20 protein-coding genes are annotated in these 18,541 nt (G+C 66.1%); 10 read left to right on the top strand and 10 right to left on the bottom strand.

From position 1 onward, the window contains the following. Positions 1-11 precede the first annotated feature (11 nt). From VXJ37_RS05635 to VXJ37_RS05625, 3 genes are all read left to right on the top strand, one after another. Positions 12-719 (top strand): DUF4245 domain-containing protein, encoded by a 708-nt coding sequence (locus tag VXJ37_RS05635; protein ID WP_331322077.1) that lies wholly within the window; start codon positions 12-14, stop codon positions 717-719. 10 nt (positions 720-729) lie between these two features. Next, entirely contained in the window at positions 730-1,344 is a 615-nt protein-coding gene (locus VXJ37_RS05630; RefSeq protein WP_331322076.1) for a carbonic anhydrase, read from the top strand. 86 nt (positions 1,345-1,430) lie between these two features. Next, positions 1,431-2,858 carry a class II fumarate hydratase gene (locus VXJ37_RS05625; protein ID WP_141940587.1) on the top strand — a complete coding sequence of 476 codons (1,428 nt, stop codon included), beginning with the start codon at positions 1,431-1,433 and terminating at the stop codon, positions 2,856-2,858. Between the two features lie 112 nt (positions 2,859-2,970). Here VXJ37_RS05625 and VXJ37_RS05620 read toward each other — a convergent pair whose 3' ends face one another. Together VXJ37_RS05620 and VXJ37_RS05615 are read right to left on the bottom strand one after the other, a co-directional pair. Further along, complete coding sequence (locus tag VXJ37_RS05620; protein WP_331322075.1) at positions 2,971-3,441, bottom strand: NUDIX hydrolase; 471 nt, start codon at positions 3,439-3,441, stop codon at positions 2,971-2,973. Between the two features lie 50 nt (positions 3,442-3,491). Continuing rightward, on the bottom strand, positions 3,492-4,037 hold the full coding sequence (locus VXJ37_RS05615) for an A24 family peptidase (RefSeq protein WP_331322074.1): 546 nt from the start codon (positions 4,035-4,037) through the stop codon (positions 3,492-3,494). A gap of 60 nt (positions 4,038-4,097) precedes the next feature. Between VXJ37_RS05615 and VXJ37_RS05610 the strand changes: the two genes are divergently transcribed. Further along, entirely contained in the window at positions 4,098-4,892 is a 795-nt protein-coding gene (locus tag VXJ37_RS05610) for a hypothetical protein (RefSeq protein ID WP_331322073.1), read from the top strand. 41 nt (positions 4,893-4,933) lie between these two features. Next, entirely contained in the window at positions 4,934-5,581 is a 648-nt protein-coding gene (locus tag VXJ37_RS05605) for a GNAT family N-acetyltransferase (RefSeq protein WP_331322072.1), read from the top strand. 226 nt (positions 5,582-5,807) lie between these two features. On the opposite strand, the gene VXJ37_RS05600 is transcribed toward VXJ37_RS05605, so the two are convergent. Together VXJ37_RS05600 and VXJ37_RS05595 are read right to left on the bottom strand one after the other, a co-directional pair. Then, positions 5,808-7,226 (bottom strand): PhoH family protein, encoded by a 1,419-nt coding sequence (locus tag VXJ37_RS05600; protein ID WP_331322071.1) that lies wholly within the window; start codon positions 7,224-7,226, stop codon positions 5,808-5,810. A 239-nt stretch (positions 7,227-7,465) separates the two neighbouring features. Beyond that, the gene (locus VXJ37_RS05595; RefSeq protein WP_141946184.1) at positions 7,466-8,227 is read right to left on the bottom strand and encodes an isoprenyl transferase; all 762 of its coding nucleotides are present in this window, start codon (positions 8,225-8,227) and stop codon (positions 7,466-7,468) included. A 146-nt stretch (positions 8,228-8,373) separates the two neighbouring features. Between VXJ37_RS05595 and trhA the strand changes: the two genes are divergently transcribed. Next, positions 8,374-9,117 (top strand): PAQR family membrane homeostasis protein TrhA, encoded by a 744-nt coding sequence (trhA, locus tag VXJ37_RS05590; RefSeq protein WP_440589775.1) that lies wholly within the window; start codon positions 8,374-8,376, stop codon positions 9,115-9,117. A 37-nt stretch (positions 9,118-9,154) separates the two neighbouring features. Here trhA and VXJ37_RS05585 read toward each other — a convergent pair whose 3' ends face one another. Both VXJ37_RS05585 and mca read right to left on the bottom strand, forming a co-directional pair. After that, on the bottom strand, positions 9,155-9,496 hold the full coding sequence (locus VXJ37_RS05585; RefSeq protein WP_331322070.1) for a hypothetical protein: 342 nt from the start codon (positions 9,494-9,496) through the stop codon (positions 9,155-9,157). Between the two features lie 93 nt (positions 9,497-9,589). Beyond that, positions 9,590-10,495 (bottom strand): mycothiol conjugate amidase Mca, encoded by a 906-nt coding sequence (mca, locus tag VXJ37_RS05580; protein WP_331322069.1) that lies wholly within the window; start codon positions 10,493-10,495, stop codon positions 9,590-9,592. A gap of 127 nt (positions 10,496-10,622) precedes the next feature. Here mca and VXJ37_RS05575 point away from each other — a divergent pair, with 127 nt between their 5' ends. After that, complete coding sequence (locus tag VXJ37_RS05575) at positions 10,623-11,081, top strand: DUF4307 domain-containing protein (protein WP_331322068.1); 459 nt, start codon at positions 10,623-10,625, stop codon at positions 11,079-11,081. Between the two features lie 151 nt (positions 11,082-11,232). Beyond that, entirely contained in the window at positions 11,233-11,727 is a 495-nt protein-coding gene (gene greA, locus VXJ37_RS05570) for a transcription elongation factor GreA (protein WP_141940578.1), read from the top strand. Between the two features lie 106 nt (positions 11,728-11,833). On the opposite strand, the gene VXJ37_RS05565 is transcribed toward greA, so the two are convergent. The 4 genes from VXJ37_RS05565 to VXJ37_RS05550 are packed head-to-tail and all read right to left on the bottom strand — an operon-like array spanning position 11,834 to position 16,058. Next, a complete protein-coding gene (locus tag VXJ37_RS05565) occupies positions 11,834-12,463 on the bottom strand; it encodes a rhomboid family intramembrane serine protease (protein ID WP_331322067.1) in 630 nt (209 codons plus the stop codon). 8 nt (positions 12,464-12,471) lie between these two features. After that, the gene (ilvA, locus tag VXJ37_RS05560) at positions 12,472-13,710 is read right to left on the bottom strand and encodes a threonine ammonia-lyase (RefSeq protein ID WP_331322066.1); all 1,239 of its coding nucleotides are present in this window, start codon (positions 13,708-13,710) and stop codon (positions 12,472-12,474) included. Between the two features lie 3 nt (positions 13,711-13,713). Then, entirely contained in the window at positions 13,714-15,060 is a 1,347-nt protein-coding gene (locus VXJ37_RS05555) for an AI-2E family transporter (protein ID WP_331322065.1), read from the bottom strand. 35 nt (positions 15,061-15,095) lie between these two features. Continuing rightward, positions 15,096-16,058 (bottom strand): aldose 1-epimerase family protein, encoded by a 963-nt coding sequence (locus VXJ37_RS05550; protein ID WP_331322064.1) that lies wholly within the window; start codon positions 16,056-16,058, stop codon positions 15,096-15,098. Between the two features lie 101 nt (positions 16,059-16,159). Here VXJ37_RS05550 and galT point away from each other — a divergent pair, with 101 nt between their 5' ends. Both galT and galK read left to right on the top strand, forming a co-directional pair. Further along, positions 16,160-17,314, top strand: coding sequence for a galactose-1-phosphate uridylyltransferase (gene galT, locus VXJ37_RS05545; RefSeq protein WP_331322063.1), 1,155 nt, complete (start codon positions 16,160-16,162; stop codon positions 17,312-17,314). Between the two features lie 26 nt (positions 17,315-17,340). Then, a complete protein-coding gene (gene galK / locus VXJ37_RS05540) occupies positions 17,341-18,498 on the top strand; it encodes a galactokinase (protein WP_331322152.1) in 1,158 nt (385 codons plus the stop codon). Positions 18,499-18,541 lie beyond the last annotated feature (43 nt).

Here is an 18,541-nt window from a genome sequence, read left to right as displayed (position 1 = left end):
CCGGTTCAGGGATGGGCGACTATAGAGGGGTGAATGACATCCAGGAAGCCACCAGTCCCAGCCCGGAAGGGGCGCAGCCCGAAGGCCTTCCGGCCCCGGCGGGCGGCAGTGCGGATACCCCCATCAGGCCCGTGATTCCGGCGGCGGCTGCCAAACGCGCCAATGCGTCGGTGATCGGCATGATCATCGCCCTGGTCCTCAGCATCGCCGCGTTCCTGCCCGTTGTCCTCATGAACCCGCAGCCGAAAAGTGAGGGGTACCGGCCGGACATCGACGTCGCCTCCGTGGCGAAGAACGCGGCGGACGTGGCAGGATTCACACCGGTTGCTCCGGACACGGGCAACGCCTTCCGTGCGAACTATGCCCGGTGGGAGGCAGGGACAGCCAGTGGTGTCCCCACCTGGGAAGTGGGATACCTCACCCCCAAGACCTCCTTCATCGCCCTGGTGCAGACCACCAGCGCCAACCCCACCTGGTTGCTCCAACAGACCAAGAACGCTCCTGTCACCGGGACCCGGAATGCAGGCGGCCAGGACTGGGAACTGCGGGACACCGGCAAGGGCGAAAAGTCCATGATCCTGAACTACCGCGGCAGCACCGTGATCCTCTCCGGCGCCGCGCAACTGGACGAACTGGCCACCCTGGCGGCCGCCGTCGTCCGGTCCCTCGAAACCAACCCGGCCGTCACGGTTTCCCCGTCCGCCGCCCCCACCCCGTAAAGTTGGGGCCGTGACGACTAACCTGACCCCTGCACTGGCCTGGCGCCGCCTGCGCGAAGGCAACGAACGTTTCGTAAACGGCGAATCCTCGCACCCCAACCAGAACGCTTCACGGCGCTCCTCACTGGTGGACACGCAAAATCCCTTCGCCGTCATCTTCGGCTGCTCCGACTCCCGCCTTGCGGCAGAGATCATTTTCGACGTCGGCCTCGGTGACGTCTTCGTGGTCCGCACGGCAGGACAGGTGATTGACGACGCCGTCCTGGGCTCGCTCGAATACAGCGTCGCGGTGCTGGGGGTGCCGCTGATCGTGGTGCTCGGGCACGACAGCTGCGGAGCGGTCACGGCCACCCGGGACGCCGTCGAAACCGGTGAGATGCCCGCAGGCTTCATCCGCGACCTCGTGGAGCGCATCACGCCCTCCGTCCTGACGTCCCTGCGCAACAACCAGACCGAGGTCAACGACATGGTGGTGGAAAACGTCAAGCAGATGTCCCAGCGCCTTGCCGACAGTTCGCGTGTGATTTCCGACGCAATCGAGGACGGCCGGACCGCGGTGATCGGCCTCTCCTACCGGCTGGCGGAGGGCCGCGCCGACCTTGTTTCCGGAATCGGCGAGCTTTAACAGCGCCCGGCGGCGGTCCTTCGGGCCGCCGCCAACGCTGCCTTAACGGTTTTCGATGGGGCGCCCGATCGCCATAAGCTAGCCCCATGACTTCCACTGAAGAGTTCCGCATTGAACATGACACGATGGGCGAAGTCCGCGTCCCCGTGAACGCACTGTACCGCGCGCAGACGCAGCGGGCAGTGGAGAACTTCCCTATTTCCGGCAAGACCCTGGAGCGCACCCACATCGAGGCGCTGGCACGGGTCAAGAAGGCTGCCGCCCAGGCCAACGCAGAACTGGGCGTGCTCGACGGCGAGCTGGCCAAGGCGATTGCTGACGCTGCCGACGAGGTGGCTGCCGGCAAGTACGACGGCGACTTCCCCATCGACGTCTTCCAGACCGGTTCCGGCACCTCGTCGAACATGAACACCAACGAGGTCATCGCCGAGCTGGCGACCCGCGCGCTGAAGGCCGCCGGCAGCGACAAGGTGGTCCACCCCAACGACCACGTCAACGCCTCGCAGTCCTCCAACGACGTGTTCCCCACCTCCGTGCACGTTGCCGCGACCTCCGCGCTGATCAACGACCTCATCCCCGCCCTGGGTTACCTGGCCGAATCGCTGGAACGCAAGGCAGCCGAGTTCAAGGACGTCGTCAAGTCCGGCCGTACCCACCTCATGGACGCCACCCCGGTGACCCTGGGCCAGGAGTTCGGCGGCTATGCCGCGCAGGTCCGCTACGGCATTGAGCGCATCAACGCTTCGCTCCCCCGCGTTTCCGAGGTTCCGCTGGGCGGCACTGCCGTTGGCACCGGCATCAACACCCCTGCCGGCTTCCCTGAGCGCGTCATCGAACTGCTCGCCACGGACACCGGACTGCCGCTGACCGAGGCCCGCGACCACTTCGAGGCCCAGGCCAACCGCGACGGCCTCATTGAAGCCTCCAGCCAGCTGCGTAACATCGCCATCTCCTTCATGAAGATCAACAACGATCTCCGCTGGATGGGCTCCGGCCCCAACACCGGCCTGGGCGAAATCGCCCTCCCGGACCTGCAGCCCGGCTCCTCGATCATGCCCGGCAAGGTCAACCCGGTCATCTGCGAGGCTTCCATCATGGTTGCCGCCCAGGTCATCGGCAACGACACCGCCATCGCCTGGTCCGGCACCAACGGCGCCTTCGAGCTCAACGTGGGCATCCCGGTCATGGCCGCCAACCTGCTCGAGTCCATCCGCCTGCTGGCCAACACCAGCCGCGTCATGGCGGACAAGATGATCGACGGCATCACCGCCAACGTTGAGCGCGCCCGCTTCCTGGCCGAGGCTTCCCCGTCCATCGTCACGCCGCTGAACAAGTACATCGGCTACGAGAACGCCGCCAAGATCGCCAAGACGGCCGTCAAGGAGGGCCTGACCATCCGCCAGGCCACCGAGAAGCTGGGCTTCGTCGGTGAAGGCGACGGCAAGGTTTCCGAGGCTGATCTCGACAAGGCCCTGGACGTTACCACCATGACGGCCCCGGCCCACAAGGCCTAGCAGCGCCCGTTCCACGAGCTTAAGTACGACGGCGGCCGGCACCTTCCACACGGAAGGTACCGGCCGCCGTCGTACTTAAGCGTGGCAACCGGAAAGTGCCACGCTGCAGCCTTTAGGGCTCGAAGTGGACGGCGCCGGAAGGGGAAAGGGCCTGGCGGATGCTGGTGAGGTGCCCCGGCATGAGTTGCGGAAGTTCGTCCAGGCCGAACCAGCCGACAGCCAGGGATTCGTCGTCATTGACCCTTGCCTCGCCGGAGACGTAGCGGCACAGGAACACTACATCCAGGAACTCGCAGACGTCTCCGTTGGGGTAGGTGACCGGACCGACGGCGCCCACGGAGACCACGCGTTCGGCCTCCGCCACCACCGCGGTCTCCTCGAAGATTTCCCGCACCAGGCCCCGGGCGGGCTGCTCCCCCGGATCCAGCATGCCGCTGATGAGCGCCCACTGCCGGTTGTCCGCGCGCTGGGCCAGGAGGATCCGGCCGGCGTCGTCGACCACCACGCCCCGTACCCCCGGAACCCAGAGGGGATCGTTGCCGATTTTCTTGCGCAGCTTCAGGACGTATTCGGGTGCAGGCATACTGCCAGCCTACCGAACAGCCCCTGGTTTCCGCGGGCACCTGGAGTGGTTCACGCGGGCAGCAGCATGGCGGCAGCGGCGCCGGCGAGCATGAACGGACCGAACGGTATGGCGGATTTAAGGGTCCCCCGCCGTGCCACCAGGATTACCAGGGACCACAGGCCGCCCAGCAGGAACGCCAGGAAGGTACCGGCGAACAAGTGCCCCCAGCTGAGGTAGCCAAGGTACATTCCCAGCACGCCGGCGAGCTTGACGTCCCCGAATCCCATACCCGGCGGGTAAACGAAGCGCAATATGAAGTAGAAAAGCCAGAGGACGGCAGCCCCGGCAACCACGCGGACCAAAGGCGTGGCCAGAACCCCGTTGACCGTCCCCAGGCCCGGAGCGGGGCCGGTCCAGGCCACGGCGGCCGCCAGCAGGAGAAGCGCACCGGCCACGGCATAGGACGGGAAGACGATCCTGTTGGGCAGGAGGTGGTGCCGGACATCGATAATGGTGAGCCTGACCGCCATCACGGCAAAGTAGAGGCACGCCGCGAGTACCAGCCAGAAGGCAAGCGGTGTGTGCTGCCAGAGTTCGCCGAGTCGTCCGATCACCCCTCGGATGCTACTGGATCCCCCCGTTCCGGCCGTAGCACCGCCGCGTAAAATGTGGATATGTCCACCTGGGACTCCCGGCGCCGGCCGCCTCCGGATACTCCTGCGGCCCCCACGGACCTGGCTGCCACGTTTCGGAACCTGTGCCGCTCTTCGCCATGGAAATGGCAGTCTTTGCGGTTTGAGTACTGGGACCAGCCCTTTGCCTCTGCGCCTGCCCCGGGAGCTCCCTTCGTCCGCGCCTGGCTGCGCCGTCCAGGGGCCCTGCGGCTGGAAAGTCCGGAGGGACTGGTCCTGCACAGCACCACCGGGATCAACGACTCCAGGGACGTCTTCTACGTGAGCGCCACGCGCAAGTCCTGGCTCCTCCCCCCGCACCTGGTTACCCCCGTCTACGACGACGCCGGCCTGGTCCGCCGCAGGCCCGAGGCCGCCTACGGCGAGCCGGGCTTCGGCAACGGCCGTTTCTCCGCCGCGCTTGACCCGGTGGAGCTCGCGGGCAACGCACCGGTACCCATCGAATTCCCCGGCAGCAACGCCTTGGACATCGAGGATGTTGGGGAGGCAGACCATGAAGGCCGCCCTGTCCTAGAGGCGGAGGTGGTACCGAACGCTGCCTACCGGCCCGCTGATCCGTCAGCACCGCTCTGCCTTCCCGGCAGGTCCCGGCTCCGCGTGGACGTGGGTACAGGCATCTGTGTGTCCAGCCGGTCCCTGCAGCCCGACAAGGACGAATATGGACATTGGATCCGCATCATCGCCGTGGACGAGTACATGCTCGATGACCTCTTCCTGGCCGAGTCCATGAACCTGACCGACGTCCGCCGGCACATCAGCTGGGACGTGCCCGCCTGAGGATGGCAAATCCCGGGCGTGGCATCGGCTAGGCTTCGCGGATGACGACGATGAGCACCATCTGGCCCTTGTTCGACCTCAAGCTGAGGACACCGCGCCTGGAGCTCCGTCCCATCACCGACCAGGACGTCCCGGCGGCTGTCGACGCCGCCCGCAGCGGCATCCATGAACCGGGCAGGAATCCCTTCAGCACGCCCTGGTCTGAGCTGCCGGACGATGAACTCGGTCCCAATATGGCCCGCTGGTACTGGCGGTGCAGGGCTGAGTGCACACCGGAGAACTGGACTCTGCTCCTGGGCATCTGGCACAAGGGCCAGTTCGTCGGATGCCAGGACGTCGGCGCTAAGGAGTTCGCGGCGCTCAAGACCGTCAGCACCGGATCGTGGCTCAAGCAGTCCGTGCAGGGCGTTGGCCTGGGCAAGGAGATGCGCGCCGCCGTCGTCCTCTGGGCCTTTTACTGGCTGGGCGCCGAAGTTGCCGAATCCGAGGCCGCCCAGTGGAACACCGCTTCCCTGGGCGTCTCCCGCTCCCTCGGCTACGAACCCAACGGCATTACCCGCAAGGCCTGGGGCAGCAACGTCCAAACAGTCCTGCACGTCCGCGTCACCCCGGACACGTTCAAACGCCCCGACTGGACCTTGCAGGTCGAGGGCCACGAGGCGGCGGCGAAGTTCCTCGGCGTGCGGTGAGTGCCTGTCCGTGGCTGGGTACGCCGGGCCACGGTCCTTCTCCGTCGCTTAGACACAGCGCAAAGGGCCACCTTCGGTCGCTGGGCCTACGTCGGCCGATGCGCCGCGATGCGCTCCTACGAGAAGGCCCGTAACCCGGCTTGGGAGTGGGGCAGCCTTCCGGCAGCGTGCGTCAAAGGCGAGGAACGAGCCAGCACGCAGAGGAAGGGTGCCCCACGCACCCCCGTTAGCCCTCCAGGAGCTCTGTCACAAGGGCTGCGATCGGTGAGCGTTCGGAGCGGGTGAGGGTGACATGGCCGAAGAGCGGGTGTCCTTTCAGGGTTTCGACGACGGCGGCAATCCCATCGTGGCGGCCGACGCGGAGGTTGTCCCGCTGGGCGACGTCGTGGGTGAGCACGATCTTGGAGTTCTGGCCCATGCGGCTCATGACGGTGAGGAGGACGTTCTTTTCGAGCGACTGGGCCTCATCGACGATCACGAAAGCATCGTGAAGGGAACGTCCGCGGATGTGGGTGAGGGGCATGACCTCGAGCATGCCCCGGTCCATGACTTCCTCGACGACTTCCTGGCTCACTAACGCGCCGAGCGTGTCGAAGACTGCCTGCGCCCAGGGATTCATCTTCTCGGACTCGGAACCGGGCAGGTAGCCCAGTTCCTGGCCACCCACGGCATAGAGCGGCCGGAAGACGATGACCTTGCGGTGTTCGCGGCGTTCCAGCACGGCTTCCAACCCGGCACAGAGAGCCAGCGCCGACTTGCCGGTGCCGGCGCGGCCTCCAATGGACACGATTCCGACGGCGGGATCCATCAGCATGTCGATGGCCAGTCGCTGCTCGGCCGAGCGGCCGTGGAGGCCGAACACGTCGCGGTCGCCCTTTACCAGGCGCACCTGCTTGTCTGCACCCACCCGGCCGAGGGCGGAACCGCGGTTGGAGAGCAGGACAAGCCCGGTGTTGACGGGAAGTTCGGCTGCGGCGGGGATGAAGACGGGCTCGTGGCCGTACAGTGTTGCGATGTCCTGCTCGTCGGCCTCGATTTCGGCAACGCCGGTCCAACCGGAGTCCTTGACCAGTTCGTTGCGGTACTCGTCTGCGGTGAGCCCCATGGCAGAGGCCTTGACCCGCATTGGCAGGTCCTTGGAGACCACGGTGACGTCGCGCCCCTCGTTGGCCAGGTTCTTGGCCACCGCGAGGATTCGGCTGTCGTTGTCGCCGCTGCGGAAACCCAGCGGCAGTACCTCCGCCGAGATGTGGTTCAGTTCCACCATGAGGGTGCCGCCCTCATCGCCAATGGGAAGGGGCTGGTTCAGGCCGCCATGCTTAATCCGAAGGTCGTCAAGGAGCCTTAGCGCCTTCCGGGCGAAGTAGCCGAGTTCGGGATCGTGCCGCTTGGATTCCAGTTCGGTAATGACCACGACGGGAACCACCACCTCGTGTTCGGCAAACCGCAGGAGCGCATGGGGATCGGAGAGCAGGACAGAGGTGTCGATGACGAACGTGTGGATGTCGGCTTCCCTTCCGGAGACAGCAAAACCGGCCGCAGCATCAGTTGCCGCACCGGTTTCAGGGGTGGCTCGCTCGGCGCGAGAGGTAGCTTTCCCGCCCTGTCCAACCAGGACCTCGGGCAGTTGTTCAGAAGTAGCCACATCGACTCCAGCCCCGGGCGCAAGCCCGGAATTGTTATTGGTGAGGCGGCTCGGCCAGGAGGCCGGGTCCGGCCTCCCATACAACCGGTGCGATGTTTCGCTCCATGTACTGGCCTCCCCGATCAGCCGGCGGTTTTGCCTGCTGATGGTTATAACGTAAATCCACCACGGGTGATTTCCGCAACCATTTGGCCGCGATTTCTCTGGCGGATGTATGAACTCGTTATGAACCGGGGGTTTCAGGCGCCAAAGCGGCGCTGGCGGCCTGCGTAGTCCCGCAGGGCACGGAGGAAGTCCACCTTCCGGAACGCGGGCCAGAGGGCCTCGCAAAAGTAGAACTCGCTGTAGGCGCTTTGCCACATCAGGAAGCCGGAAAGACGCTGCTCCCCCGACGTCCTGATAACCAGGTCCGGGTCCGGCTGGCCGCGCGTGTAGAGGTAGCGGGAGATGTCGTCCACGCACAGGTCGTCGGCGAGCTTGGAGATGTCCATGCCCTTGGCCACGGCGTCGTGCAGCAGTTCACGCACTGCATCCACGATCTCCCTGCGACCGCCGTACCCTACAGCCACATTCACGTGGATCTTCTCCCGCACCGGGGTCCTGGTCGTGAGCTTGTTGAGCCGTTCGGCCAGGTAGTCCGGCAGCAGTTCCGGGGCACCCATGGCGTGCACGGAGATGTTCGCGTCTTCATCCAGCCGGTCCAGCGTGTTGGCGATGATGCCCATCAGGAGATCCAGCTCCTCGCTGGAGCGGTTCATGTTGTCCGTGGACAGCATGTACAGGGTCACCACTTTGACGCCCAGCTCCTGGCACCAGCCCAGGAATTCGTGGATCTTGTCGGCACCGGCCTGGTGGCCCTGGCTGGTGGGGGCGTTGAACTGCTTGGCCCAGCGCCGGTTGCCATCCACCATGACGCCGATATGCCGCGGAATGCGGTCGCGCGGGAGATCCTTGAGGAGCCGGCGCTCGTAATAGCCATAGAGGAACCCGGGCAACTCCACGCGTCCACTCACCTGACTTTCCTGCCGAACGTACATCCACATCCTAGGCTACCGCCCGTGGCAGCCTGGACCGGCAGCACGGAAATGCGGCACCAGAGTCATGTTACTCATCGGTAACTTACCGGACCGTAGGTTATTCTGGTCTCATGAACAGCCACTCCCCCGAGGCTTCGGCGGCGCCCCCGCCGGAGGACCGGACTCCCGGCCCGCAACCGGAAGCCAGCGCCGTGGACGATGCCGCGGTCCGCCTGGCTGAGCTGCTGATGATCAAGCCGAAGTGGCGCGGATGGATCCACACGGTCACCGCTCCCCTCGCCCTGGTCGCCGGCGTCATCCTCGTCGCCCTTGCCCCCACGCCGGACCGCAAAGTCACGTCCGCCGTCTACGCCGCCACCGGCGTCCTGCTGTTCGGGGTCAGCGCGGTCTACCACCGCGGCAACTGGTCACCGCGCGTCAAGCTCGTCCTGAAGCGGCTGGACCACACCAACATCATGCTGGTGATCGCGGGCACCTACACCCCGCTGGCCTGGACGCTCCTGGAACGGGGACAGGCGGTGGTGCTCCTGTGGGTAATCTGGGCCGGAGCCATCCTCGGCGTCGCTTTCCGGCTGTTGTGGACTGACGCGCCCCGCTGGCTCTACGTGCCCATCTACATCGCACTGGGCTGCGGCGCGCTATTCTACCTGCCGCAGTTCTTCCAGGCCAGCGTCCCGGCGGCCGTGCTGGTTTGCGTGGGTGGCGTCCTGTACATCGCCGGCGCCATCTTCTACGCGCTGAAGAAGCCCAATTTCAGCTACTACCACTTTGGCTTCCACGAACTGTTCCACGCATTCACCGTATTTGCATTCGCCGCCCATTTTGGGGCAATCGCCCTGGCGGTCCTTTCCTAACGGAAGGCGCCCCAGGAGACAGCCTTCCCGGGCCAGCCTACTCGCGGGGCCGGGAAAGCCCGTTGGACGACCCGTCTTCCCTGGAGTCCCTGGACGGCCGGTGCGCACCGTCGTCGAGCCCGTCCTGGCCTTCCGCAGCTTCCACGTCCGCCGCAGCGGCGGCTGCCATGCGCTCTTCCTCCACCTGGGCCCGGTACCGCACCCGGCGGATGCGCCGCACCATATCGACAATGAGCAGGGCGGTCGCCACGACGAAGAAGGCCGTCATGATGAATCCCAGCAGGCCCGGGGTCACCTGGTCCTCGGAGATGCCGTCCCTGAGTGTTGGGGTGGGCAGCGGGGTGGGCGTGGTGGCCAGGCGGAGGAGCAGAGAATGCACGGTTGAAACCTTCTGGTGGAACGGATGCAGCAGGAGGCGGACGGGGTGTCGCCGCGGCTATCTTCTACGCAAGATAGAAATTGCCTGCCCTGTCTATCTTAGCCCCGCAAACAGGTCCTTTTCGGGGAGCTCCGAGTGCACCCGTGAATGAATCAGCGAATAGTCCTCCCAGGGCCAGACCCGGCGCTGCATCTCCGGCGAAACGGCGAAGAAGAACCCAAGGGGGTCCACCTGGGTCCGGTGGGCGCGCAGCGCGTCGTCGCGCATCTCGAAGAAGTCTCCGCAATCCACCTGAGTGGTGGTGGCATGCGTGGCCGGCGGCGGGGTGTGTCCCTCGGCGTCGGACTCCAGCCAGGCGGCCAGCCGCTCGGCATATGGGGACTGCAGCCCGGCCTCTTCAAGGGCGAAATGAAGCGCCCGGAAACGCTCGGGGCTGAATGCCCGGTCGTAGTAGAGCTTGCTCGGCTCCCACGGATCCCCCGCCCCAGGGTAGCGTTCCGCATCGCCCGCCGCTTCAAAGGCTTCCACAGCCACCCGGTGGGCCATGATGTGGTCCGGATGCGGGTAGCCGCCGTTCTCGTCGTAACTGAGCATCACGTGGGGCCTGAAAGACCGGACCAGCCGCACCAGGGGCGCTGCGGCCTGGTGCAGCGGCAAAGTGGCGAAGGATCCCGCCGGGAGGGGCGGAAGCGGGTCTCCTTCCGGAAGGCCCGAGTCGACAAACCCCAGCCAGCGCTGGCGGATGCCGAGGATGGTGGCGGCGCGCTGCATCTCCAGCCTGCGTGCGCCGGCCATGTCCCGCTTGGGATGCGGCTCGCCCTCCACCGCGGGGTTCTGGATGTCCCCCCGCGATCCGTCCGTGCAGGTTGCCACCAGGACATCCACGCCGGCAGCCGCGTACATGGCCATGGTGGCAGCGCCCTTGCTGGACTCGTCATCCGGGTGGGCGTGGACCGCGAGCAGCCGGAGCGGCACCGGGGAGTTGCTGGACGCTGTCATGGAAGGGACGGCTCCTTATTCTTCTTTCGCGGCATGATGGCAGCTGTCGGATGATGTGGGGGCGCCCCGCCCTGCGGCGGCCACGGCCAACGCAAGGAGCATGTGGAAAGGGCACTAAACTGGTCTGGTGACTTACCCGGACCAGCCGGCCCAACCCGCGCCCGCAGACACTAGCCTAGCCAATCGGTATGGTGCTAAAAAGCGCCGGCTCTCCCCCAAGGCTGCCCGGGTTGTGATCGGAGTGGCATTGGCTGGGGGAATCGCCTTCCTGGCTTGGGCCACCACGTCCAGCTCACTGTCCGGTGTGACGTTCAAGGACGTTGGCTACAGCACCACCGATTCAACGCTGGCCGAAGTGGACTTCCAGGTCACACGGGAACCTGCCAAGCCCGTCAAGTGCGCCGTGAAGGCACTCGATTCGAAGTTTGCGGTAGTGGGCTGGAAAGTGGTGGACATTCCGCCATCGGCGGGTGACGGCACGGCCGACGGCGGCAGGACAGTGGCCCAGAGCGTCACCTTGCGTACGGAGTCCGCATCCGTCTCCGGCGTGGTGGACAGCTGCTGGATCCCGGGTGGGGAGTCATAAGGCGTGTGACCTGCGACGCTTCGGTGTTGGGTTATCTCCAGCGGATTGACTACAATGGAGAGATACCTTTACCCCGCTGAGCTGGTTACTGTTCCACAAGTGGCCACCGTGGCGGGGTCTTTTGCATGTAGGACCACTAGAGGAGAAGTCCGTGTCTACCACCAACAGCGCATCTGCAGCCTGGCTCACCCAGGAAGCTTTTGACCGCCTGAAGGCAGAGCTGGACCACCTTTCCGGCGCAGGCCGGGCGGAGATCGTCCAGAAGATTGAAGCAGCGCGGCAAGAGGGGGACCTCAAGGAAAACGGGGGCTACCACGCGGCCAAGGAGGAACAGGGCAAGATCGAAGCCCGTATCCGCCAGCTGACGGTGCTGCTCCGTGATGCCCATGTGGGTGAAGCGCCTGCCGATGACGGCATCGTTGAACCCGGCATGATTGTGGTCGCCAGGATCGCCGGTGACGAGGAGACCTTCCTGCTGGGTTCGCGCGAGATCGCTGGCGACTCAGACCTGGATGTCTTCAGTGAAAAGTCGCCCCTTGGTGCAGCCATCCTGGGCCATAAGGAAGGCGAAACCCTCAGCTACGTTGCGCCCAACGGCAAGGACATCAAGGTGGAGATCCTTTCCGCCAAGCCGTACGCCGCCTAGCGTAAACCATCAGGCGCAGACAACCGGCGGCCGCCCCCACGGGGGGCGGCCGCCGGTTCGCTTTAACGCTCCCGGGCCGATCCGGCTGCCTTGGCACGGACCCGGATCAGACCTGCCGCGGAACGGCGGGCATGCGCGGACGCAGCAGCAGGGCGGCCACCACCCCGCCGGCGGCGCCGCCCAGGTGTGCCTGCCAGCTGACGTATCCGGCCACGAACGGCAAGGCCCCCAGCAGGATGCTTCCGTAGCCCATGAAGAGGACCGCTGCGAGCAGGATCTGCCGCCAGCTGCGGTTGAAGAATCCGCGTACAAGGAGGAACGCGAAGAGCCCGAAGACCAAACCCGAGGCCCCCACGGTGACGCCGTCGCCAATAAGCCAGACCGTGAGGCCGCTGCCGAGCCAGCTGAAAGCCAGCGCGGTGAGGAACACCCGCAGCCCTGAAAGGAACACCAGGAAACCGAAGATGACCAGGGGAAGGCTGTTGGACAGCAGGTGGTTCAGGTTGGCGTGCAGGAGCGGAAAGGTCAGGATGTCCAGCAGCCCGTCGGGGCTCCTCGGCCTCAGGCCAAAGGTCCGGTTAAGTGCTCCCATCATCAGTGTGTTGAGCACTTCGATGGCGAACAGCAGCGCCACGAACCCGCCAAGGACCGCCAGTCCGGCCCTTGCGCGGGAGGCAATGGTGTGGCGCTCCGGATCCCGCCCGTCACCCGTGGGTCCGCTGACCGGTCCCGCCATCGCCGTTCCTAATGCACCACGATTGGCTGGAAGCCCTCGGCGCGGAGGGCGCTGAGTACCTGTTCCCCGTGCTGGTGGCCTTTGGTTTCCAGGTTTACGGTGATGGAGACGTCGCCCATGCTGATGGAGCCGCCAACCCGGGTGTGGTCCAGGCCGGTAACATTGGCGTCGTTTTCGGCGATGATGCGCGCGATCGTTGCCAGCGAACCAGGGCGGTCATCCAGCATCATCCGCACCGTCATGTAACGGCCTGCAGCGGAGAGGCCGCGCTGGATCACCTTAAGCATCAGCATGGGGTCGATGTTGCCGCCTGACAGGACGGCCACGGTGGTTCCGGGGTTCTCGATCTTGCCGTCCATGAGGGCAGCCACGCCCACGGCGCCTGCTGGTTCCACCACCATCTTGGCCCGTTCCAGCAGGAAGATCAGGGCGCGGGCCAGCGAGTCTTCACTGACGGTGACCACATCATCAACCAGTTCCCGGATGATGCTGAAGGGCAACTGCCCCGGGCGGCCCACCGCGATGCCGTCGGCCATGGTGGACACCTTCTTGAGCGGCACCAGGGCGTCGGCGGCAAGCGAAGGCGGGTACGCTGCGGCGTTTTCCGCCTGGACACCGATGATCCGGATCTCCCGGCCGAGTTCCCGGGCGCGCGCCTTGATGGCGACCGCGACCCCTGCCAGCAGTCCCCCGCCGCCCACGCCCATGAGGACGGTATCCACGTTGGGGACCTGCTCCAGGATTTCCAGGCCCACGGTCCCCTGGCCTGCCACCACGTCCACGTTGTCGAAGGGGTGGACGAAGACCATGCCTGTTTCATTGCTGTAGCGCTGGGCCTCGGCGAGCGCCTCGTCCACGTTGTGTCCATGCAGCACCACTTCGGCGCCGTGGCTCCGGGTGGCGGCAAGCTTGGGCAGTGCTACGCCGAGGGGCATGTAGATGCGGGCCTTGATGCCAAGGCTCTTGGCGGCGACGGCAACGCCCTGCGCGTGGTTGCCGGCCGATGCCGCCACCACCCCCCGCTTTTTCTCGTCCGGGGAAAGCCGGGCCATCCGAACGTAAGCGCCGCGCACCTTGAACGAGCCGGCACGCTGGAGGTTCTCGCACTTGAAGTACACATCGCCGTTCACCATGCCGCCAAGGGCCCGCGACGATTCCACAGGAGTGCGCGCAATAATCCCGTCAAGCAGCTTCTGCGCCTCAAGGACATCGTCCAGTGTGACGGGAAGGGTTTCAAGGATCTTCACGGACTACTCTCCTCTGGGTTCCGCCCGGCTGCCATCCGGCGAGGAGGCACGGGCATCACGGTGTTCGGCTGGGGTGCCTGCCGCGGCGTCCCCCACGTCATCGGATGCAGTCCGGGGTTCAACATCCTGGATGGTGTTGTCCCCGCCCGCTCCGGCCGTGATGGGCTTCCCGGCAATTACCGGCACCTGTTCATGGTCCCACGTTCTGGCGGCGATGTAGCGAACGGCCGAGTTTGCTACGGCCAGGATGGGTACGGAGAACAAGGCTCCGGGGATGCCGGCGAGGTAGGAACCGGCCGCAACGCTAAGGATCACGGCTACCGGGTGCAGCGATACCGCCTTGCCCATGACCAGGGGTTGCAGGATGTGGCCTTCCAACTGCTGGACCAACAGGACGATGGCCAGCATGACCAGGGCGTTTACGGGGCCGTTGGCCACCAGGGCCAGAAGGACGGCGACGACGCCAGTCACCAGGGCGCCGACCACCGGAATGAAGGATCCAAGGAAGACCAGCACGCCCAGGGGAAGCGCCAGCGGGACGCCAATAATCGCCGCGCCCACGCCGATGCCAAGTGCATCGACGGCCGCCACGAACATCTGGATGCGTGCGTAGCTGACCATGGACGCCCAGCCCCTATGGCCGGCCCCGAAGGTGGCGGCACGGGCTTTGCGGGGAAGCATCCTGACCAGGAACGCCCAGATCCGGTCACCTTCCAGGAGGAAGAAGATGAGGATGAAGAGCGAGAGGAGCATCCCGGCCGCGAAGTGTCCGGCGGTGCTGCCAAAGGACAGGGCGCCGCTGACAATGCTGCTGCTGTTGTTCTGGAGCGCGTCCGTGGCTTCCTTGACATACTGGTCGATCTGGGTGGCGGTGAGGTGCAGGGGGCCGGCGGAAAGCCAGTCCTGGACCTGCCGGACGCCCTCAAGCGCCTGGGAGTAGAGCTCGCCAAATCCGACCGCAAGCTGCCTGCCCACCAGGGCCAACGCACCGGCGATGACGCCGATGAAGCCAAGGACAGTCACGGCGACGGCGAGTCCTGCCGGCAGTCCCCGCCGCTTCAGCCAGGCCGTGACGGGGCTGAGCAGTCCGGCGAGGAGGGCCGCCACCATGATCGGGATGATCAGGAGGGTGATGTGGCTGAGGAGCCAAACCAGGGTCCCCACCATCAGGAGGATCAGGCCGAGGCGCCACGACCAGGAAGCGGCGATGCGGATGCCGTACGGTATGTCCTTGTCCAGTTCTCGGTCAGTCAGCACCCGGAGGGGCACAGCGGCGCCGGCCGGCGCCGCTGGAGCCGTATTGGCTGGAGCTGGGTGGGCCAGGGTAACGTCGTCCTCTTTTGGCGTCATATCCCCATACTTCCGCAGCCCCAGCCCAAAGCAAACTAGCGGGCCGACGCGCCGGGCCGGTAGTCGATGCCCCACTCCATGCTGAAGGACTCTCCGGGCTCAAGCCAACGGAGTCCCTCCCCTGAGTTGAACGCATTCGCGGGCCCGGTCATCGGCTCTACGGCCACAGCGCGTTCCCGCCCCGGATACACCGTGCTCACGTAGACGTGGACATACCGGCAGGTGTCATCCTGCCAGAGGGAGACCTCGCTGCCGTCGGCTGCAGCCAGGGTGTGGCGGGCCCGGCCGTCCTGGTAATGGAGGTCCGTCAGGGCAACATCCACGGCCAGGTCAGCAACGCGCCGCCCGGAACGGAAGTCAACATCGCCGTCAACAGGAGCCGAATTGCGGGGAATCAGGCGCTCGTCGGTCACCAGCCGGGTATCGGCGGCAACCGTCAGCCGCAGTTCCTGAGCCGGCGTGTCACCGACCCGGAGATAGGGATGCGCCCCCAGCACGAAGGGCGCCTTGGACAAGGTGTCATTGGTGAGGGTTTGCCGGACGTGGAGCCCAAGGTCATCCGAAAGCCGGTATTCCACGCGGTGGCGCACCAGGAATGGGTAGCCGTGCTGCGGGAAGACGGTCGCCTCCAGTGCCACGCCAAACCGGGACTCCTCCAGCAGCGCGTAGCCGGTATTCCGCAGCAACCCGTGGCTGGCGTTATTGCGGGAAACCTCGGTGATGTCCAGCTGCTGCTTCCGGCCATCGAGGAACCATTGCCCGTCCTCCACCCTGTTGGCCCAAGGCGCCAGGGTAATGCCGGAACCGCCGGGGGAAATCTCGTCATCACCGTACGTTTCGGTCAGCAGGACGCCGCCCCGGGTGAAGGAGCGCAGCCCGGCGGCGAGTTCGGTCACCACGGCCACGGCATCACCCCGGCGCAGCTCGTACTGGCGTCCCGTTGCGCAGGACCGGATGGACGACGGTTGCGTGGTTCCTTGTTCTGAAGAGGCTGTCATGGGCATTACCGTACAACGGCGGGGCGCAGTCCCCGATATCCGACCCTGTTACTTTTTGTTGGAAACTATTCATTATTGAGCGTTTGTGCGAAAATTCTTCCATGACCGGGATTACCAGCACCAGACTCTCCGACGGGCGGGAGCTGATCTACTTCGACGACGCGGGCACCAGCGACTCACGCGCCGCACACCTCACCGCCGATCACCGGGGGCTACCGCCGCGCGGCGAACCGGGCGAGGTCCGCTTCGATGCCCTGACGGGTGAATGGGTGGCCATCGCCGCCCACCGCCAGGCCCGCACCCACCTGCCGCCGGCAGACCAATGCCCCATCTGCCCCACCACTCCCGGCAACGCGTCAGAAATTCCGGCGGCCGACTATGACGTGGTGGTCTTCGAGAACCGGTTCCCTTCCCTTGGGCCGGCGCTGGGCCCCGTCCCGCAGAACGCCGCCTGGGGAACGAAAGGCCCCGCCTACGGGCGGTGCGAGGTGGTCTCCTTTACTCCCGAGCACACAGGATCCTTCAGCGGCCTGAGCCCGGAGCGGTCCCGCACGGTGATCGAAGCATGGTCGCAGCGCACCGCCGCACTGAGCGCCCTGGACGGCATTAAGCAGGTCTTCCCGTTCGAGAACCGCGGTGCGGACATCGGGGTGACGCTGCACCACCCGCACGGACAAATCTACGCTTACCCGTACGTCACGCCCCGCGCCGGCGTGCTGGGCAGTGCCGCACGGAAGTACTACGACGCACACGACGGGCGGGACACCCTGACCGGATCCCTCCTGCGTGCCGAGCGGGAAGACGGCAGCAGGATGGTCCTGGAGGGGACGCATTTCAGCGCCTATGTGCCCTTCGCAGCCCGATGGCCCTTGGAGATCCACCTGGTCCCCCACCGCCACGTCCCGGACCTGGCAGGCCTCAACGGGGCGGAAAAGGACGAGCTGGCACAGGTCTACCTGGACCTGCTCAAGCGGGTGGACGCCCTCTATCCCACCCCCACTCCATACATCTCCGCCTGGCACCAGGCCCCGCTGGATGACCTCCTCAGGCCGGCCGGTTACCTCCACCTCCAACTGACCTCTCCGCGCCGCGCCGCCGACAAACTGAAGTACCTGGCAGGGTCGGAGGCGGCCATGGGCGCGTTCATCAACGACACCACACCCGAAAAGGTGGCAGAACGGCTGCGCGCCGTCGCTCTCCCGCCGTCCACGACCGTCCCCGCAGCGGCGGCCACCCCGGAAGGAGCATCGGCGTGAGCAGCCGGAACCAGGACCACGGCCGGATGGCACCTACCGGATCCCCGGACCTCAGCGCCCGGTTCGAGCAGGAATTCGGCGGCGCTCCAGATGGCGTCTGGCAGGCGCCCGGCCGCGTGAACCTCATCGGTGAGCACACCGACTACAACGAGGGCTTCGTCCTGCCCTTTGCCATCGACCGGACGGCCCGCGTGGCGGTTGCCGCCCGAACCGATACCACTGTCCGGCTGCTGTCCACGTACGGCGACCAGGGCGTCGTCAGCACTACGCTTGACGCGCTGCAGCCCGGGACAGGGAAAGGCTGGACGAAGTATCCCCTGGGCGTGATGTGGGCGCTCAGGGAGCGGGGCATCGCCGTTCCGGGGGTGGACCTGCTCCTGGACTCCAACGTGCCGCTGGGTGCCGGCCTGTCGTCGTCGCACGCCATTGAATGCGCCGTCATCACCGCCCTCAACGACATTACGGGCGCCGGCCTGGAGGCGCAGGAGATGGTCCTGGCCACACAGCGGGCGGAAAACGACTTTGTCGGGGCCCCCACGGGCATCATGGACCAGTCCGCTTCGCTGCGCGGCTCGAAAGGACACGCCGTCTTTTTGGACTGCCGGGACCAGACAGCAAGCCTGGTTCCCTTCGAGACCGAACCCGCCGGCCTGGTGCTCCTGGTCATCGACACCAAAGTCTCACACTCGCACGCGGACGGCGGCTACGCGTCCCGACGGGCGTCCTGTGAGCTGGGTGCCGAGGTGCTGGGAGTCAGGGCCCTGCGCGACGTCGAGGTGGCTGACCTTGCCGAAGCCGGCGGCCTGCTGGACGAGGTCACCTTCCGGCGGGTGCGGCACGTGGTCACCGAGAATGACAGGGTGCTCCAGACCGTGGAACTCCTGGGAGGCCCCGGCCCGGCTGCCATTGGCCCCCTGCTGGACGCAAGCCACGCCTCCATGCGTGACGACTTCGAGATTTCGTGCCCCGAACTGGACCTGGCAGTGGATACGTCCCGGGCCAACGGCGCCATCGGCGCCAGGATGACCGGCGGCGGGTTCGGCGGGGCGGCGATTGCGCTGACCCCGGCGGACGCTGAGCAAAAGGTGCGTGACGCCGTCGCCAAGGCTTTCGCCGAAGCCGGCTTCAGGGCGCCGGAAATCTTCACCGTCTCCCCTGCCGCCGGCGCCATGCGGATCGCCTAGCCGTACGCCGCTGCACGGGCGCAGCCCGTTAACGGCCGTGGGG

Source organism: Pseudarthrobacter phenanthrenivorans (assembly GCF_036455295.1).
GTDB classification, from domain to species: Bacteria; Actinomycetota; Actinomycetes; order Actinomycetales; family Micrococcaceae; genus Arthrobacter; species Arthrobacter phenanthrenivorans_C.
The sequence above is the reverse complement of the archived record's forward strand: the minus strand, read 5'-3'. Positions and strand labels throughout refer to the sequence as shown.

Excerpts from the sequence above, each read along its gene's own strand:
- VXJ37_RS05565 (WP_331322067.1), bottom strand. The coding sequence starts at position 12,463 with ATGGCGGGACCGGTCAGCGGACCCACGGGTGACGGGCGGGATCCGGAG.
- VXJ37_RS05610 (WP_331322073.1), top strand. The coding sequence starts at position 4,098 with ATGTCCACCTGGGACTCCCGGCGCCGGCCGCCTCCGGATACTCCTGCG.
- VXJ37_RS05605 (WP_331322072.1), top strand. The coding sequence starts at position 4,934 with ATGACGACGATGAGCACCATCTGGCCCTTGTTCGACCTCAAGCTGAGG.
- mca (WP_331322069.1), bottom strand. The coding sequence starts at position 10,495 with ATGACAGCGTCCAGCAACTCCCCGGTGCCGCTCCGGCTGCTCGCGGTC.
- galT (WP_331322063.1), top strand. The coding sequence starts at position 16,160 with ATGACCGGGATTACCAGCACCAGACTCTCCGACGGGCGGGAGCTGATC.
- VXJ37_RS05550 (WP_331322064.1), bottom strand. The coding sequence starts at position 16,058 with ATGACAGCCTCTTCAGAACAAGGAACCACGCAACCGTCGTCCATCCGG.
- VXJ37_RS05635 (WP_331322077.1), top strand. The coding sequence starts at position 12 with ATGGGCGACTATAGAGGGGTGAATGACATCCAGGAAGCCACCAGTCCC.
- trhA (WP_440589775.1), top strand. The coding sequence starts at position 8,374 with ATGAACAGCCACTCCCCCGAGGCTTCGGCGGCGCCCCCGCCGGAGGAC.
- VXJ37_RS05625 (WP_141940587.1), top strand. The coding sequence starts at position 1,431 with ATGACTTCCACTGAAGAGTTCCGCATTGAACATGACACGATGGGCGAA.
- VXJ37_RS05555 (WP_331322065.1), bottom strand. The coding sequence starts at position 15,060 with ATGACGCCAAAAGAGGACGACGTTACCCTGGCCCACCCAGCTCCAGCC.
- galK (WP_331322152.1), top strand. The coding sequence starts at position 17,341 with ATGGCACCTACCGGATCCCCGGACCTCAGCGCCCGGTTCGAGCAGGAA.
- VXJ37_RS05620 (WP_331322075.1), bottom strand. The coding sequence starts at position 3,441 with ATGCCTGCACCCGAATACGTCCTGAAGCTGCGCAAGAAAATCGGCAAC.